Annotated in this window: 11 protein-coding genes; 3 read left to right on the forward strand and 8 right to left on the reverse strand. The window is 59.1% G+C overall.

Annotated features, from left to right (window positions below; genetic code table 11):
• Positions 1-459: 459 nt before the first annotated feature.
• Positions 460-1,290: an aminotransferase class IV gene (locus tag EI77_RS21245; RefSeq protein ID WP_133797329.1), complete on the reverse strand. Its 831-nt coding sequence runs from the start codon at positions 1,288-1,290 to the stop codon at positions 460-462.
• A 157-nt stretch (positions 1,291-1,447) separates the two neighbouring features.
• On the opposite strand from EI77_RS21245, the gene EI77_RS21250 reads away from it, so the two are divergent.
• From EI77_RS21250 to mscL, 3 genes are read left to right on the forward strand one after another with little or no spacing between them, the layout of a single operon-like run.
• A complete protein-coding gene (locus EI77_RS21250) occupies positions 1,448-2,035 on the forward strand; it encodes a GNAT family N-acetyltransferase (protein WP_133797351.1) in 588 nt (195 codons plus the stop codon).
• A gap of 51 nt (positions 2,036-2,086) precedes the next feature.
• Complete coding sequence (locus EI77_RS21255) at positions 2,087-2,962, forward strand: nitrilase-related carbon-nitrogen hydrolase (protein ID WP_133797330.1); 876 nt, start codon at positions 2,087-2,089, stop codon at positions 2,960-2,962.
• 26 nt (positions 2,963-2,988) lie between these two features.
• Positions 2,989-3,387: a large conductance mechanosensitive channel protein MscL gene (gene mscL / locus EI77_RS21260; protein ID WP_133797331.1), complete on the forward strand. Its 399-nt coding sequence runs from the start codon at positions 2,989-2,991 to the stop codon at positions 3,385-3,387.
• Between the two features lie 581 nt (positions 3,388-3,968).
• Here the strand turns inward: mscL and EI77_RS21265 are convergent.
• The 7 genes from EI77_RS21265 to EI77_RS21295 form a co-directional block, all read right to left on the reverse strand.
• A complete protein-coding gene (locus tag EI77_RS21265; RefSeq protein ID WP_133797332.1) occupies positions 3,969-4,844 on the reverse strand; it encodes a hypothetical protein in 876 nt (291 codons plus the stop codon).
• 540 nt (positions 4,845-5,384) lie between these two features.
• Positions 5,385-5,804: a hypothetical protein gene (locus EI77_RS21270; RefSeq protein WP_133797333.1), complete on the reverse strand. Its 420-nt coding sequence runs from the start codon at positions 5,802-5,804 to the stop codon at positions 5,385-5,387.
• A 228-nt stretch (positions 5,805-6,032) separates the two neighbouring features.
• Positions 6,033-8,486: an ATP-binding protein gene (locus EI77_RS21275; RefSeq protein ID WP_208300438.1), complete on the reverse strand. Its 2,454-nt coding sequence runs from the start codon at positions 8,484-8,486 to the stop codon at positions 6,033-6,035.
• A gap of 127 nt (positions 8,487-8,613) precedes the next feature.
• On the reverse strand, positions 8,614-10,503 hold the full coding sequence (locus tag EI77_RS21280; protein WP_133797335.1) for a response regulator: 1,890 nt from the start codon (positions 10,501-10,503) through the stop codon (positions 8,614-8,616).
• Between the two features lie 7 nt (positions 10,504-10,510).
• A complete protein-coding gene (locus EI77_RS21285; protein ID WP_133797336.1) occupies positions 10,511-12,559 on the reverse strand; it encodes a sensor histidine kinase in 2,049 nt (682 codons plus the stop codon).
• 438 nt (positions 12,560-12,997) lie between these two features.
• Complete coding sequence (locus EI77_RS21290; protein WP_166647426.1) at positions 12,998-16,255, reverse strand: PSD1 and planctomycete cytochrome C domain-containing protein; 3,258 nt, start codon at positions 16,253-16,255, stop codon at positions 12,998-13,000.
• Positions 16,256-16,586: 331 nt separating this feature from the next.
• Positions 16,587-17,858, reverse strand: a complete 1,272-nt coding sequence (locus EI77_RS21295) for an MFS transporter (RefSeq protein WP_133797338.1) — start codon at positions 17,856-17,858, stop codon at positions 16,587-16,589.
• Positions 17,859-17,875 lie beyond the last annotated feature (17 nt).

Below are 17,875 nucleotides of genomic sequence, written 5' to 3' on the forward strand. Positions count from 1 at the left end.
CACAAAAAAACTAAACCGCATTTTGTCCGATGGGCTTACACGCATGGTGAAATCTGCCGTACCGCGATGTTTCATTCCTTCACATCGCATTTCGCAATGCGGAAACCGGGCTAATTCCTTGTTAATGAGGCTATTTAACGCTCCTAACGCCGATAAAAGGGTGTGACGAAGATGCCATTCACAACCTCTCTGCCGATGCTTGCAGGGTTTGATTGCCGGGTTTTCCGGAATCTAAAACAGCTCTTTAGTGCCGTTCGAGGGCCACTAGGATGACACACAAACAAAGAAACTTCTTATGGCATGCGCAGCTCTCCCTTATTTCGTAAAATTCAGGGCGCGGGACGCGTTTACTTGGGTCCAGGGGCCTGTATGCGGTCTCTGGGGACAGCAGGGGTGGTCCCGGTTATTCGGGTCAGGAATAGGCAATTCCTGGGGTGAATGGTTGGAGGCCCTGGGGGATCAACCATACATCTCTGCAAAGGCCTGCTGCACACGCTGTGTCACCGGGCCAGGAGCCTGGAGGGTGCGACCGCTGAGGGTGGCGATGGGGTGCACATCCCGTGTGGAGGAGGTGAGGAAAGCTTCTTCGCATTCCTCCAGGACTGCGCTGGGCATGTCCACCACTTGATAGACGATGCCAGCCTTTTCGCAGGCTCTTAAAACAAGCTGACGGGTGATGCCGGCCAGGCAGCCGGAGGCTAGGGGCGGTGTCTTGAGCTGACCCTGCACCACGACAAAGACGTTGGAGCCGGTGCCTTCGCAGAGCTGGTCCTGCTCATTGGCCAGCAGGGCCTCTCCACAGCCGCGCTCCTTCGCATACAAAAGGGCACGCACATTTTCCCCATAGGAGACGCTTTTCACCCCGGCCAGGGCGCTGCGCGTGTTGCGTGTCCAGGGGGCCAGATAGACGTTCTCTGTCGGCGGCCAGGGTTTCAATGGCGTGGCCACCACCAGTACGGTCCCCTGCCCTGCCCCACGATCGGACCCCAGCGGCCCGTCTCCACTGGTGAGGGTGATCCTCACGCGTGCATCCTGGAGGCCATTGGCCTGCGTGACGGCGCGGATGCTTTCATAAAAAACAGCCTCGGTAATGCAGACCAGCCCGGTGGCCTGGCAGGAGCGCGCCAGCCGCTCGTAATGCTCCGCCCCGGCAAAGGGCTGTCCGGCCCGCACGACGAGGGTTTCAAAGACGCCATCCCCCACCAGCAGGCCGTGATCCAGGGGTGAAAGACGCGCCTCATGCGCAGCTTGCAGGCTGCCATTCAGCCAGAGGATGGAGGGGGGATTCATCGGTCGGGATGATCATTCGAATCCCATCCTCATTCAAGCCTTGAAAAAGCCCCGAATTCCCCACAGGGAGGCAGATGCGCGCATCCGGGCATTTCCTGCACTCAAATTGTCTCACTCACGCGTAAAACCTTACACCCATCACACGTTTACCCCTGTCATGCTGCGCCTCGTCAATGTCCATGGAAAGGAAATCGAACCCTACCTGGATGCTCTGGGTGCGCTGCGCATCACCGTTTTCCGGGACTATCCCTACCTGTATGATGGCAGCCTGGAGTATGAGCGGGATTATTTAAAGGTCTATGTGGACTGCCCACAGAGCCTGGTCGTGCTGGCCATCCATGGGGATGCCGTCGTGGGAGCCACCACCTGCATCCCGCTGAAGGATGAGGCCGCAGCCTTTCAGGAGCCCTTCATCAAAACGGGGGAGGACATCTCCCGCGTCTGCTACCTGGGGGAATCCATCCTGCTTTCCCAATATCGCGGGCGTGGCCTGGGCAAGCAGTTCTTTAAACATCGCGAAAGCCATGCCCGCACCCTGGGGCTGACACTGGCCGCTTTTTGCGCCGTGGACCGTCCGGAGGACCATCCGCTCAGGCCAGCCCTCTACCGTCCGCTGGATGAATTTTGGCTGGCGCAGGGGTATGCCCGGCAGCCGCAGATGCAGGCCGTGCTGGAGTGGAAGGAAGTGACGGAAGAGACACCTTCCGCAAAAACACTCAGTTTTTGGACCAAGGAACTGAGGTAACCTTGACGGGTGTAAACCGTTCCTGTTGTTTTGGATCTGCATCCATGACTCATGATACTTGATCTCCTCACCTTTGATCCAGGCTATCCCTGTGAAAGCCCCCAGGCCTATGCCGATGAAGTCGTGCGCTTGGTGCGAAAATCCTGGGAGGACGGTGCAGATCTGGTCTTGCTACCGGAATTCACCTGGATGGGCCTGGAAGCCCGGGTCCAAAAAAGCCCGGACGATGCCAGTATCTACCACACCGTTTCCTGCACCTTTTGGGGCACCCTCATGCCCGGCCTGCGCACACAGCTCAGCCAGCCGGGCAAGGCCGTCATTTTAGGCAGCGTGCCCTTTGCAGATCCGCATACCCATCGTGTGTTTAACCGTGCGCCCATCCTCAATGGCGGACAGCTGAGCCATCAGGATAAGCTGCACCTCACCCCCTGGGAAAAGGACTTCAGCCCCGGCGGCATCCTTTATTTGTGGGAGTTTCAGGGCTTCCGCATCGCCGTCGTCATCTGCCTGGACATCGAGATTCCGGAAATCTCCGCCCGCCTGCGCAGTGACGGCGTGGACCTCATCCTCTGCCCCAGCGCCACGGAGACCATCCTGGGCGTGGAGCGTGTGGACCGCTGCGCCTCCGCCCGCGCCGTGGAGCTGGGCTGCCATGTCGCCGTGGCTCACCTCACCGGAGAAGCGCAGTCAGAACTCATCGATAAAAACATCGGCCGCCTGGCCCATTACGCCCCCTCCCAGGCCTCCTTCCGCCATCACCCGCGCTGGACGGAGACGGAGGTCTGGACCGCAGGTCAGCACTCCCTACGGGTGACTTTAGAAAAGCAGGCCCTCATCCTCATGCGGCGCATGCACATGGAGACAAATCCCTCCCACTTTGGCAAAGAAATGGCTGGTCATTTCACCATTCATCAGGTCGAGTCCTGACCCACAAACCCAATCCACCCTCCATCATGAGTATCGTTAAAGAGTTTAAAGAATTCGTCATGCGCGGCAGCATCATCGACCTCGCCGTGGGCGTCGTCATCGGCGGTGCCTTCAGCAAGCTCGTAGATGGAGTGGTGAAAGGCGTCATCGGCCCTGTGGTCAATGTCATCAAAGGAGAGGACGGCTGGCCCTCCCTGGTCCAGGGCATCTGGGATCTGGGCAATGGCGTCTTAAATTTCGTCCTCCTGGCCGCTGTCGTGTTCTTCATCTTTGTGAAGCCCATCAACAAACTCCGCACCCTCCGCGCCAAACCCCCCGAGCCCGTCATCCCCTCAGGCCCACCGGAAGACGTCAAACTCCTCACCGAGATCCGCGACCTGCTAAAGGCCAAGGCCAGCGAGAGCCCAAGTGCTCCAGCGATTTAACTCGTAACGCCCGCATTCAAAACGACGCCCCCGTTTATTCGCCTTGGGGATGGGTGAATCGCTGTCGCAGCGTATGGGAGCAGGATGTGAGGCTTTCCTGGCCTCAGCATGGGGGCGGGACGCCCCACTCCTTGTTTTCAGCTTCGCCCTCACCCCTTGCGCATGCTCGCAACGCGCAACCCAAGGAGTTGGGGCGTCCCGCCCCGACTGGGGTGCACCCCGCTTGCTGTATGGATCTATTCCTTTCCGCTGATCAAGGCAGGATGTGAGGCCTTCCTGGCCTCAGCATGGGGGCGGGACGCCCCCACTCCTTGTTTTCAGCTTCGCCCTCCGCACCCTAAGAGGTTGCAACGCGCAACCCAAGGAGTTGGGGCGTCCCGCCCCGACTGGGGTGCACCCCGCTTGCTGCATGGATCTATTCCTTTCCGCTGATCAAGGCAGGATGTGAGGCCTTCCTGGCCTCAGCATGGGGGCGGGACGCCCCACTCCTTGGTTTCAGCTTCGCCCTCCGCACCCTAAGAGGTCGCATCTGGTGAGGGAGTTTTGGCCAGCTAAAGCTTCAGGAGTACTTTTGCGGTCGCTCACTCTGAGGGCTCGCGCATCAGGTTCAGCAGTTCTTTACGGTCCACCTGGGGTGCGGGTTTGCTCACGGGCTTGGCGGGGGGCGTTGCGGCCGGTTTTGAGACGGGTTTGCTCACTGCGACGACGGGTGCGGAACGGACGACGGGGGGCTTAGCTACAGGCGTTGGTGCAGGCGTAGCCGCTGGGGCAGGCTTGGTTTTCTCTGGGGTCACCGCCACAGGTTTCGATTGAGGCTTCGACTTACTTTTTGCCTCGGGCTTGGACACACTCTTCACTTCAGGAGCAGCGGCCACGGCTTTCACCACCGGCTTGGGTTCGATTTTTACTTCAGGCTGCGCAGGCGGGGTCTGCGGGGCGGGTTTCTCCACGGGCGGCTGGACCGCGCCGATGAGTATGGTTTTGCCGGTGGTCAAATTGCGGATGCTATGAGGCCCCTCAATGTTCACCTGGGTCCCGTCGATCACGATCTCCGTGCTGTCCGCTCCGCCTGTGATTAGGCGACCCTCATGCTTCACCATCGCCTGACGACCTTTCAAGATCGCGGCATCCGGGGTGACCAGGATCTCCGGGGCCTGGGCCAGGATGGGTGGGTCCACCTTCTTCACCAGCAGGGCACCACCTGTGGCCAAGTATTCCTTTTCATCCGCCGCGCCTTTGAACGCCCGCGTTTTCATCCGGGCACCGGACAGCTCCACCACGCCTACATTTTGCACCTGGGGAAAGCGTGCCTTTCGCTCAGCCAGCGGCAGGTCGAATAGGGCCGCATCTGCCTCAGTCACTTTCTGAGGTCCTGCGCAGGAAACAACACTAGCCACAACGGCAGCACACAACACAGCCCTGGAAAGAGCCACAACATCAGCAGAAATGAAAATCATGGGGGGAATACAGCTAGTTAGCGGTTTGGCAGCCCGCTTTCTAGCAATAAACATCACCTCATGCACACTTGTTCTTATCGATCCGGCGTGAGGCAAGACTTTCCCCATCCCTGGATCTCAGCATTCTTTATAGCCCATCACGGATAGAATTCCGAATCTAAAAGGCTGGGAGCAGACAACAAGACTCGTATCTGGGAGTGCGCCTTGTCGAGGCGGGACGCTCCTACACTTTGGGTTTGGCTGCTGGCCTTTGCAAGGAGTGGGGGCGTCTCGCCCCCATGCTGAGGCCAGGATGGCCTCACTCCTTGTCACAGCGATGCGTCATGCATCCCCACACTCAGAATGCAAAGCTGACGAGGCCGGGCGTCGCATCTGCTGCGGGGGTTTTGGCGAGCTAAAGCTCTGGAGTACTTTGGCAGGCTTCACTCAGTGCTTCTCTCACCAACAAAAAAGCCCGCACACTGGAAGTATGCGGGCTGGGATGAGATAAGCGGGGGCGAGGTTCCCACAGAGTGGGGCTAGCCGTACTTAAATCAGGGATTAGTTCTGTGCGCCGGCGTTGGCTTTAGCGGCCTCGTTGGCAGCGTCAGCAGCAGCTTTGTCAGCTTCGGCCTGGGCCTTGGCGGACTCATCAGCAGCTTCTTTAGCGGCTTCAGCGGCGGCCTTGTCAGAGTCCACCTTGGCTTTGGCGGCTTCAGCAGCAGCGTCCACTTTGGCTTTGTCCGCATCGGCCTGGGCCTGAGCGGCTTCTTTGGCGGCTTCGATGTTGTTTTTGTCCATGTCGGCTTTCACTTCAGCCTGCTTTTTGGCATCAGAGGCAGCGTCTTCCACAGCATCTTTGCGGTCATCAATCGCTTCTTTGGCGGCATCTTTGCGGTCTTCGATTGCTGCCTTTTCCTTGTTGCAGGCGACCGTGAAAACGGCGGAGAGGGCGAGGAGGGCCAGAATGGTTGGTTTCATAATTTGGGATAGGTTGAGATAATTCTGACCGGAAACCGTGATGGTCACTGTTTCCGTTCATAATCAATTCGAACGTAAGGTGCACAATGGTCGTGTCAATAAGTGGCTGGCTTATTACAGTTCGTGTATTTTTCGACACCTGCAGATGGATAGGGCCGATTTGTACCGATCAAACGATTGATACGCACGGTTCCCGGCTCAACTTCCCGTTAGGGTCTTTTGCCGTCTTTAAGCCCAGGCTTTGCGCAATTCCCCGCCAGTGCGTTCATGCGGCAGCCAGAGGATGCCGATGGCGGTCGGCTGGATCTTGGTTTTCACGGGGGTGAGCTTGACGGTTTCCAGGACCAAGGCGGTGGGATCATACTGGTCCCGGATCTTTTGGGTGTCATCGGCCAGCTCCTTTTCCAGTTCCTGGATGTCCGTCTGGATGCGGCCCAGTTCGGCCTCCGCAGCGGCCACTTCCTGGGATTCGCGCATGACCCGGGCGGCACTGGTGACGGTGCTGGCCTTGGCCACGGAAGCGAGACCCCCTTTGCGGCCAAAAAACGCACCTAACAAACTGCTGCCAATGGAGACGGCGGTGGAGAGCTTGGCACTGGTGGCCTGGCCTTTTTGGGTATCCACCTTTGTCTGTGCGCGGATGGCTTTTTCCTCCAGGGCTTTGAGCGCCTTGGCGGTTTTTTCACGCAGGGTTTCTACGGCCTGGTCACGCAGCTCACGGGCAGTCTGGGTGATGCGGGCTTTGAACTCATCCACCTTTTCGCCGGGGTTGGAATACACCTCCAGCAGCGGGCTAAAGCTCACATGCATGGTGTGATTGGAATATACCCAGTCCACATAGTCTTTCTTGATGCTCGTATAGGTACTGGACTTCATGGCCGCACCGGGCAGGTCCGTGTATTCGGCACCATCGGTAGCGTCCGCATCCCAGCCGCCCAGGTCCACATCACGAGGGATGTCCACAAACTTATCCCAAAGCACGCGCTGGTTTTCCACATCGATCAGATTGATGAGTGTGACCGTACTGCGGCCGCTGATCTTCCGGCGGGTGTCGTCAAAGTTCACTTCCGCACTGCGCAGGATGGCCGGCACATAACAAAGAGTATCGCAAGAAATATCCGACGATAAAAAGTATTCCGCCGTGCCTTCGGGCAGCTTGGGTTTGATGGTGTTGCGGTCAGCCGCAGGGGCTGCGGTGGCACCGGGGGGCAGGAAGCCATCATCCTCACCGGCAGGCGCAGCACTGCCTGCGGCAGGGCGCAGCGGGTCCATGAGACGCTTCACCTGCTCGCGCGCCAGGGGGCCGCTGAGGTAGCTCATGATCCAGCGCACGTGGAAGATGGCGGGGCCATCCTCATGCACGTTGTTCATCAGGAAGACACGGTTGCCCAGACCAGAGATGGAGGTCTCCAGGGTCTTGCGGTCGAATTTTCCGCCACTGCTGCTGATGGCTCCTTCCAGGCCATCTAAGAGGCGGGCTTTGTCGCGCTCCGTCTGCAGGCGGCCGATCCACCAGGTGCCGATGTTCGCCAGCGCTTTGTAATCCAGGTCCACGGGGTTTTGCGTGGCCAGCAGCAGGCCCAGGCCAAAGGCACGCGCCTGCTTAAGCAGGATCATCATCGGCTTCTTCGATGGGGGCATGGCCGTGGGCGGCAGGTAGCCATAGATCTCATCCATGTAAAACATGGCACGCAGGGAGGTGGTGCCCTGCTGGCTGCGCATCCAGCCTAACAATTGATTCAACAACAAGGAGACAAAGAACATGCGCTCGCTATCCCCCAGGTGGGCGATGTTAAAGATGGTGATGCGCGGCTTCCCCTCCGGGGTGTAATACATGCGCTGGATGTCCAGCGGCTCCCCCTCCAGCCAGGTGGCAAAGCCGGGCGAGGCGATGAGGTTGTTCAGCTTCATGGCCAGAGCGGTGCGTTTAGCCTCTGGGAAAAAGGTCTCGATATCCACCACGCCGATCTTCCGCAGCGGTGGCTGCTGGATGTGGCGCACCAGGTTTTCCAGAGACACGTTCTGCCCTTTTTTCCAGGCCTGGGCGATGATGTTGGAAAGCAGGATGTGCTCTGGCGACTGCACCGGATCCGCCTCGATACCCATGAGGCCGAGCAGGGATGAGACGGTGCTTTCGATACGGTCCGCCAGTGTCTCCGCATCCTCCATCACCGCGACTGGCGGGCAGTCCAGTGAGCTGAGGATGGATACGGGCAGGCCTGCATTGCTGCCGGGGGTATAGATGGCCATGTCCACCGTCTCACGTAGCTTGCGGATGCGGTCACCGCTTTGCCCCCAGTCAGCCAGCCCCTTGGTCCAAAGCTGCGCCTGCTGCGCGGCAAAGTCATCCACACTGATGCCCTTGCGGCGCGCATCATCCGCATTCACCCAGGGCTTGAATTCCTCAGCACTCAGGTTGGGGAAAGTCAGCAGTGCATTGCCGATGTCTCCTTTGGGATCAATGGCGATGAGCGGGATGCCATCCATGGCGGCCTCCTCCAGCAGGGCCAGGCACAGGCCCGTCTTGCCGGATCCAGTCATCCCCAGCACCACCCCATGGGTGACCAGGTCCTTGGAATCATACATCACCAGGTCATCCTGGAGTTGCTTGGCTTCGAGGTCGTATCCACGACCGAGGTAAAAGGCACCGAGCTTCTCGTATTGATCCGGAGAGATGGTCATGGGCATAGGGGTATGCCGCCACCATAGAGAGTGGCTTTTGAAGACAACAGAAAAAACTGTTTCTCCACGGCCATCAAAGCAGGTCATTCACAGCCTGCGGTCCCCTGACCGCAGGCCCGCTCTGCCCTCACACTTTTTGCGGGGGCAGTTCCAGCTTAGCCGTCTGTTTCTTGGGCACGGGAAGTCCCCGTGAGATGCCCGTGGTCAGCGCCTGTCCCACTGCATTCAGCAGGTCCAGCACATCGAAGGGTTTTGGCAGATAATTGATGCCCAGTTGCAGAGAGGTCGTCTGGCCCAGGATGTCCGGGCAGTAGCCGCTGGTAAAGATGATCGGCAGGGTGGCATCATCCCCCAGGATGGCCCGGCCCAGGTCAAAGCCGCTGGCATCGCCCGGCAGATTAATGTCGGAAATGACCAGGCTGATGCCATGCCGGTGGGCACGCCACATCTGCCACGCCTCATGCGCATCCTTGGCGGCCAGCACGGTGTGGCCCTGGTTTTCCAGCACATAGTTCATCACATGCCGCACGCTGGCGTCATCATCCACAATGAGAAGCGTACAGGGTGACACATCATGCAGCAGGCCATCGAAATCATGATTGAAGAGAGGCGGTGTACCGGTCTCCAGCCCGTCCCCAGCGATGGGCAGGTAAATGTGGAAGTCCGTGCCCACGCCCACCACGCTGTTCACCGTCACCCAGCCGCCCATGTGGCGTGCCAGTCCCCGCACCATGGCCAGGCCCATGCCCGTGCCGCGGCCCGGCTCCTTCGTGGTGAAAAAGGGATCAAAAATCTGCTTCACCACTTCCGGGGGCATCCCTGTGCCGTTATCGCTCACACTCAGCAGGGCGAAGTGGCCGATGCGTGCATCCGCATGCACGTCGCGTGCTGCTTCTTCATCCGCCAGGTGCACATGGCGGCTGCTGATGCTCAGCTTTCCACCCTTGGGCATGGCATCCCTGGCGTTCACGGCCAGGTTGACCACGATTTGTCCTAGCGACCCTGGGTCTGCCATCACCTCCGGCAGGTCTTGGGCATGGGTAACTTCCAGCTCCACCTGGCTGCCCAGCGTGCGCTGGAGCAGTTCCACTTCGGATTCGATCTCATCGGCCAAGACCATGGGCCGTGCGGCCTTGTAATCCCGGCTGGTAAAGTTCAGCAGTTGCTTGGTCAGGTCCGCAGCACGCCGCGCGGCCAGCAGCACCTCACCCATGGAATCAGAGATGCCCGGTGGCTGGTCCCCGGTCATCAGGTTCATGCTCAGGTGTCCCTGGATGACGGTCAGCACGTTGTTGAAATCATGGGCGATGCCTGCCGCCAGTCCGCCCAGGGCATCCATCTTCTGCATTTTGCGGATGTCCTGCTCCAGGCGCACCCGGTCATCGTGCTCCTGGCGCAGCCTTGCATACACGTCCTCCGCCCGTTTAGTGCTGTCCCACAGCTTCGTCTGCAGACCTAGCTGGCGCAGGGCAGATTCCCGCTCAAACGCCCATTTGGAAGTCAGCGCATTGGCGATCTGCATGACCTCGATCGGGTCAAACGGCTTCTTTAAAATCATCAACCGGTGCGATAGCCCCAGATGGTCCACCATATCGTCCCAGGAATAGTCCGCATAGGCCGTGCAGATGGCCACTTGGAGATCCGGCTGGATGCGCCAAAGACTCTTGATGGTAGCGATGCCGTCCATCCCCGGTGGCATGCGTACATCCACCAGTGCCAGGGCGAAGGGACGCCCCTGCTGGATGCCCATTTCTACCAGTTTCACCGCGCCATCTCCCTGGGCGGCAAAGGCCAGCTCGAAGTCTGGCATGGACTTGGATGCCTGCGCATCACCAAACACGGCTGACTCCACCATGTTTAGGTCAGTTTCGCCAAAATCCGTCGGCGAAAGAATCTTGCGAAAATCCTCATGGATGGTCGTGTTATCATCCACGATCAGGATGCGATGGTTCACATGCAGGGGATCCTGTGAAACCAGATCATCAGCAGAATCGGAGGGGGGACGAGGCGGGTTCATGCGGGGGTCACGGTGAGAGAGTTGAAGCAGGAGACGAGGCAGACTGGACGGGAGAACTTGAGCCTGACTGGGGTGAGGAAATGGAATCTTTGCGGTAAGGCACCTCCAGGGTGAAGCGTGCGCCTTTACCCAGACCGTCACTCTCCGCACGCAGTACACCGCCCAGATCTTGCGCCAGCAGGCAGGCGTGATGCAGGCCGAAGCCGTGGCCGTCCGTCTTGGTCGTAAAGCCTTGGGTAAAGATGTTTGTCAGGTTCCGGGGGTGGATGCCGCAGCCGGTGTCCTCCACCGTGATGTTGATCTTCTCATTCCCCACCGGGACGATGCGCAGCGTCAGCTTCCGCTCAGCGACGGGCCTGTCCCCCATGGCCTGGCAGGCATTGGCCAGCAGGTTGACCAAAATTTGCAGCAGCAGCCCACGGGCAGAATAGATGGGCGGCAGGTCCGCGAAGTGGCGCTCCACCTGGATCTGCTGATGGGCGATGTGGACATCCGTCTCCAGCCGCAGCGCATCCTCAATCACCGTCACCAGATCCAGCGGCTCCCAGAGGGTACGCACGGTGCTGTGGGACTGCTGGAGCATGATCATATCCCGGATGTGCTCGATGCGCTCGATCATGTCACTCACGGTGGCATCCAGCCGGTTCTGCTCATCCCGCAGGTAGGCGGAGAGGTCCACCAGATACCCTGGCAGCACCTGGCCGCGCTTGTCATTCGTGAAGAAATCCGGGTTATCCGGCAGGTTGTCTTTCACCAGTTGGGTGGCCTGGCATAGCTTGTCCATGCGGGATTTTTTCAGCCGCTCAGCCAGCAGCTTGGCCCCCACATTCAGGCTATTGAGCACATTGCCCACATTGTGCAGCACCCCGGTGGCGATTTCCGCCATCCCCGCCTGGCGGGAGGCCTCCACCATCATCTTATGCAGATCCTGCGTGCTGGCCTCATGCTCCCGCTGGGCAGTGATGTCTAAAATGATACCGCGCAGCACCTTGCCATCCAGCATCAGCTTCGCCGCCTGGCCGTATTCGTTGACGAAAGCCGTCGTTCCATCGGGTCTTACGACGCGGTATTCTACATGGTATTTGATCAGGTCTTTGATCGCCTGCTTCCAGCAGTCCATCACCCGCTGCCGGTCTTCCGAATGAATGATCTTTTCCAGAAATCCGGTTTCAGAGCCCCAGCGGTCCAGATCAAAACCCAGGTATCCATCTGCATTCTGGCTCAGATAGGTGAAGCCAGCGCTGCCCGCAGGCCGCTCCCACACCACCCCCTGGACCGAATTGACCATGCCATCCAGGCTCTCGATGTCTTTCATCAAGGGCAGCACCGCTTTTTCCAGCTCCCGCTGGCGGCGCGCCTCAGAGGTCACCACCAGGAAACCGCCCAGGCATAGGCAGATCACCAGCAGCCCGCCAAACTCGCCGACCACCCGCCACTGCTCACGCTCACGCGCGACATTCCAGCGGGTGGGAAAAAATTCCAGCATCAGCACGCCCTGCACCGTGTCCACATCGTCGCGGAGCGGCACCAGTGAGATCAGCCCTAAAGCCACCCCCGCTTTTCCACGTGTGTCACACCAGTATTCAGCCCCCTGGAAGGCTCTTGTGATCTTGTCCTCATAGGCCTTTTTGATCACTGGCCGGTCGGCCTCCTTCTGCACCCCCATCATGTGCTTCACCATCTGCCCATCCGCATTTTTCACCACCAAAGTCGCCGTGCGGACATCCATCCCCTCAAAACCCAGTCGCTGCCTGGCCCGCTGCACCACGGGCCGCAGGGAATCCTCATTCATCGCCGGGATGTTTTCCGTGGATCGCTCCACCGCGTGCGCATACACCCGGGAGATGCCCATCCAGGACTGCATCAGCCTATCTTCCACGATGCGCGTGCATTTGTTGATCTGCATCGTCGCCAAGTAGCCGATGGCACTGACCAAAACAAAAATCAGCAGGTGATGATGGGTGTTATGATAGCGCCGCTTCAAGAAGCCAAGGCAAGCCCCACCGACAGCCAGTGTCGTTGCCAAGAAGACCAAAGCAGGTGTGCCCCATTCCATATATTCCAACAATTATAGTTGTTATGAAAGCAAAGGCAAAGAAATCATCCAGGAACACCAAACTTTTCCGCTCAAAAGCACTCAGATTTGCTGAAAAATCATTAAAAAGTGCAAAATGTCAGCTTTAACCCCTTTTAATTATTGATCTAAAATCCTGCTTTTAGCCATGGTTTATCCATTTTTATGTCAAATTCGTCACCATTCGCCCATGAAATCGAATTTCCGAATAATCCCGAAGGGTGAAGTATTCGCTGGCAGCGACAAAAGTACTCCAGAGCTTTAGCTCGCCAAAACCCCCACTGGTGAAACAACGCCTAGTTTCGACGAGACTAGGAACTGGCATCTCAGGCCCCCCTCAGCCCCAAGGACCGAGGGGGTCCCGCCCCCTTGCTGAGGCCAGGATGGCCTCACTCCTTGTGTGCCCTCCTTCACCCCACCTCAATGGAGGTAAAAGAACTCATTGGCATTCAGCAGCACGTGGCAAAGATCTGTCACGGCTTCCTGACCAGGATCCATGCGGCCTTTTGTTGAAACGGGTGCCGCTGCACTTTCCCAACGCCACGCTGTTTTAGGGTCGCCCTTCAGCATCTCGGTGACCATATCGGCATTCACATCCACCACGCAGCTTGCATCGGTGGCCCCCACCCAGGCCATCAGCTTGCCGCCGTCCAGGCTGCCCTGGCGCATGGCAAACCGGGCGATGGCTCCGTGCCAGAGGTTGTTCTTGTCCTTGTCACGACCCCCCACATACAGACCGCGCTCAGCATTCGTATAGCCGCCGCAGACCTGGTGTGAGACGGTCACGCTCTGCATCTCAGCCTTGGGATCGCTCAGGTCCCGGGCATAAAAGGTGATGGTGCCGCCGAATTTCTGGCCTTCAGCAGGTTCGTTGTTGATGGCAGCCGCCACATAATACGGCTTGCCCTCTGGAATACGCAGACCGGAAGCCACCACTTCATACATCAGCGTGCCCTGGAAATCATCACCGGAGAGCTGGACGATGAGGTTGTTCGGCTTATAGGCGGATTTTAAACCTGTGACACCCAAGGCCCAACCCCGGTCAGATTTGCTGTTGTCCCACCGGGAGGCGATGGTGCGGACGCTGGCGCTGGGATAAACCTGATTAAGGTTCACCACGGCTTCCAGGGCGAATTCATTTCCTTCGATGCGGCCTGTCTCATGCACACGCAGCTTTTCATGGCTGGTGCCCGGAGTATGGACCAGTGTCTTCGCCGTGCGGGAGGCCCCGGCGGTGCCGAAGAAATTGCTGGCAGAAGCCAGTGCAGGCGGCTCGGCAGGTTTCGTCGGCAGTTCGCTCTTGAGCTGGGTGCGCTGCGCGGTCAGGAAGCTGAGCGCATCCTTTTTCTCCGTGGCTGTCGGCTTGCGGGAAAAGGCCATGCTGTAGGCCCGGTCCACCAGTTCCGCATCAGTGCCATATTGGGATTTGAGCAATTGGACGGCCATGGCACGGGCACGCTCCAGCGGCCAGTCACCATTGATCATGAGCAGGCTCTGGGTGGCCGTGGTGGTGGAATCACGTGTGGGCAGGCTGCTGAATCCGGGAGGGGCATCCAGGCTGGCCAGGAACTCATCCTGGGTATTGCGAATCTTGCGGGTATAAATGCTGCGGCGCGGCTGGGTGGCTGGCACGCTGACACCGCCCATGTCCATATTCAGCTCACCACTGGCCAGCAGGGCGGCATCGCGTGCCTGCTCCGCATCCAGACGGCGTGGCAGGAAGCGCCACAGAAGATTGTTTTCAGGGTCCGTCGTCAGTTCCTTCGTCGTCGGGGCACGCTGGGCGGTCTGCCGGTAGGTGGCGGACATGAGGATCATTTTGTGCAGCGGCTTGAACTTCCAACCGCCTTCCACAAACTCCGAGGTCAGCCAGTCGAGTAGCTCAGGATGCGTCGGTTTTTCGCCCAGGCGGCCAAAGTCGCTCGGGGTAGCTACCAGACCGCGGCCAAAGTGATACTGCCACACCCGGTTCACGATGACACGGGTGGTCAGCGGATTGTCTGCGCGGGTCATCCAATTCGCCAGCACGGTGCGGCGTCCGGTTGTGGCAGAGCCAGGGGAGATTTCCGGCAGGGCGGCATCCGAAGGGTCCAAAATGGAAAGGAACCCTGGATTCACCACGGTATCCCCCACACGACGCGCCTTGAACTTCGTGATGCCAGGAGGGCCACCGGTTTCACCGATGATGAAAGCCGTCAGCAGGGACTTCGGTTTCAGGGAATCAAACTGAGCCAGTTGCTCCTGGGCGGCTTTCAACTGTGATTGCTCAGGATCTTTGATCTTGTCAGACTTGAAGCGGTAACGCTCAAACTCTGCCTGCCTCCAGGCCAGCCGGACGACTTGCTCCTCATACGCACTGCGCTCAGCGACAGGCTTTTTCCACATGGCCACCACTTCAGCGGGGAATTTCTCCATGGCCCGTCTCTGGGCATCGGCAATGCGAGGCTCGATGATGCGGTCGATGACTGCCAGAGGCTCCTTGGCCGCTTCTTTCCAGGCGGCAAGCTGCTCCTCATAGGCCTTGATCTCAGCAGGAGTGGCGAGGGGCTTGTCTTCCGGCCAGACGATGTTTGAAAAGAAGGCCTGGAGGCGGAAGTAGTCCTTGTGCAGGATGGGGTCGAATTTGTGATCATGGCACTGCGCGCACTGCACACTCATGCCCATGAAGACATCCGCCGTCACACCCGTGACCTCATTCATGATATTCTGCCACTGCGTCTCCGCATCCCGCTGGTTGTATTCGTAAATACTATGGCGCAGGAAGGCCGTGCCGATGGATACCTTCGGGTTGGCCGGGTCCACTTCATCCCCGGCGATCTGCTCCCGCATGAACTGGTCGTAAGGCTTGTCAGTGTTGAAGGATTCGATCACGTAATCGCGATAAGGCCACACGTTCGGCCTGTAGGCATCCTGGCGGTAACCTTCGGATTCCGCATAGCGGGCTAGGTCCAGCCAATGCTGTCCCCAGCGCTCACCGTAGCGGGGGCTGGCTAGCAACTTGTCCACCAGCCGCTCATAAGCCGTGGCGGATTTAGCCTTCTTCGGGGCCGCTTTTTCCGCCTTCACTTCGGCGACAAAGGTGGCCACATCTTCCGGGGTCGGCGGCAGACCATGAAGGTCAAAATAAACGCGCCGCACTAGTTCCTCCGGCGTGGCTTCTTTCGCAGCCTCCAGGCCATTTTCTGCCAGCTTCACCTGTACAAAGGCATCAATGGGGGAGTTGCTGCCCGCAGCCTTCGCCGCTGGCACCGCCGGTTTTTTCACCGGCTGGAAGGCCCACCATTCCTTGTCTTCCTGGGTGAATTCACCCGGCTTGCGCGCAGGCTTCACTGAGGCCACTTCCGCCTCCGGCCAGGGCGCACCCATGGCGATCCACTGCTTCAGCGCGGCGATCTGGTCCTCCGGCAGCTTGCCATCCGGCGGCATCTCCAGGTCACTATCGCCATAATTCACCGCCTTCATCAGCAGAGACTCATCCGGCTGATGCGCGATCAGCGCCGGGCCGGAATCTCCCCCGTGGTTCAGGTAGGCCAAGTTATCCACCCGCAACCCCCCCTTCTGCTTTTCTTCCCCATGGCAGCTAAAGCAGGACTCCGCCAAAATCGGGCGGATTTTGTTTTCGAAAAACTTCAGCGACTCCGGCTCAATGGCCGAAACCTGAGCACTGAGTGCGAGCATGAAAACCAAGGAAACTGGACGCGACGAAGGCATGATATGTGTATAAGGCACCCACCTGGGCTTTTTTGACACGAATTTACATAAATCTTTACGCTTGTCCCATCACAGGGGTGTTTTTGAGTATGTTTCAGCGTCCTCGCGTTGCATCTGAGACCCGGATGGCCTCACGCCGGGTCATTGATGTGCGGGAAGGAAAAAAGCCGCGCAGCCAGCAAGGCGTCCCCAGTCGGGGCGGGACGCCCCAACTCCTTGGGTTGCGCTGCGGGCAGGTGCAAGGAGTGGGGGCGTCTCGCCCCCATAAACTGAGGGCGGGACGCCCTCACACCTCCCCTCACACCCCCTCCTTCTCCTCCGGCAGCAGCAGCGCGACCGCAGAGGCGGGGATGAACAGAAGACCCGCATAAAACAGGGCCATGCGGTAGTCCCCCACCGGAGCATACAGTTTAAACAGGACCGTACCTGCTGCAGCGACGATGCGGCCGATGTTATAACAAAAGCCGGAACCCGTCGTGCGCAGCAGCGTGGGGAAAAGCGGCGGCAGACACATGGTGAACAGGCCAAACACCCCCTGGCACACGCCGATGACCGCATACCACCACAGGAGCTGGCTGTGCGTCCATTCTTGGGAAAAGGCCGCCAGCATGCAGATGGCGTAGGTCAGCAGCATCAGTGTGATGGCGCGGCGATACCCCATCAGCTTGGCCAGGGCACCGGCCAGATAATTGCCACAGATGGAGCCGATCATGATGTACATCAGCGCCACCACCACCGCATTGGTCTGGTCCGGCCCCGAGAGGTTTTTGACCTCCGGGAGGGAGCGGATGAGGCTCTGCTGCCAAAACATGAAAGCCCAATGCGCGGTCAATGAGACGGCGCAAATCACCAGCACACGCCAGGTGACCCCGGCCACTTGGGGGCCAAAGAGCTCGCGAATCCGTGGTGGCTTGCTCGTGCGTCGGGCTTCTTCCCACTCCTCCGTTTCCGGCACCGCCTTGCGGATCCATAGGGTCAGCAGGGCCGGGATAATGCCCACCAGGAAAATGCTGCGATGGCTTTCATCATGTTTCAGCAGCTCCCCCGCCAGACATGCCAGTAGGATGCCCACATTCACCGCTGTCTGCAAGGTGGCGGCGATCCATGGACGCCACTTCTTGGGCCAAGTTTCAGAGAGCAACGAAGCGCCCACGGCCCATTCCCCGCCGATACCCAGGGCGGAAAGAAAACGGCAGATCAGCAGGTGCCACCATTCCGTGCAGAAATAGGACAGCCCGGTAAAGCCCGCATAAAACAAGATCGTCAGCACCAACGTACGGCTGCGCCCCAGGCGGTCGCCAATCCAGCCGAATACCCCGCCGCCCAATGCCCAGCCCACTAGGAACGCCGCCTGGATGATGGAGGCCTTCGTATCCACCTCCCCGGGTGAAGCTGCCAGCCCATCCTTCATCAGTAGCAGCGCCACAAAGGGCGTCGCCACCAGGGTATAGATGTGCATGTCCAGCCCATCGAACAGCCAGCCTAACCAGGCGGCCAGCCCTGACTTTTTCTGGTGCGTGGTCAGGTCCCGCAGGCGGGTGATCTCAGGTTTCGAGGCGGTGGGAGTCATGAAGGGCGCGAGCTTTT

The sequence above is a fragment of the Prosthecobacter fusiformis genome, from assembly GCF_004364345.1.
GTDB classification, from domain to species: domain Bacteria; phylum Verrucomicrobiota; class Verrucomicrobiia; order Verrucomicrobiales; family Verrucomicrobiaceae; genus Prosthecobacter; species Prosthecobacter fusiformis.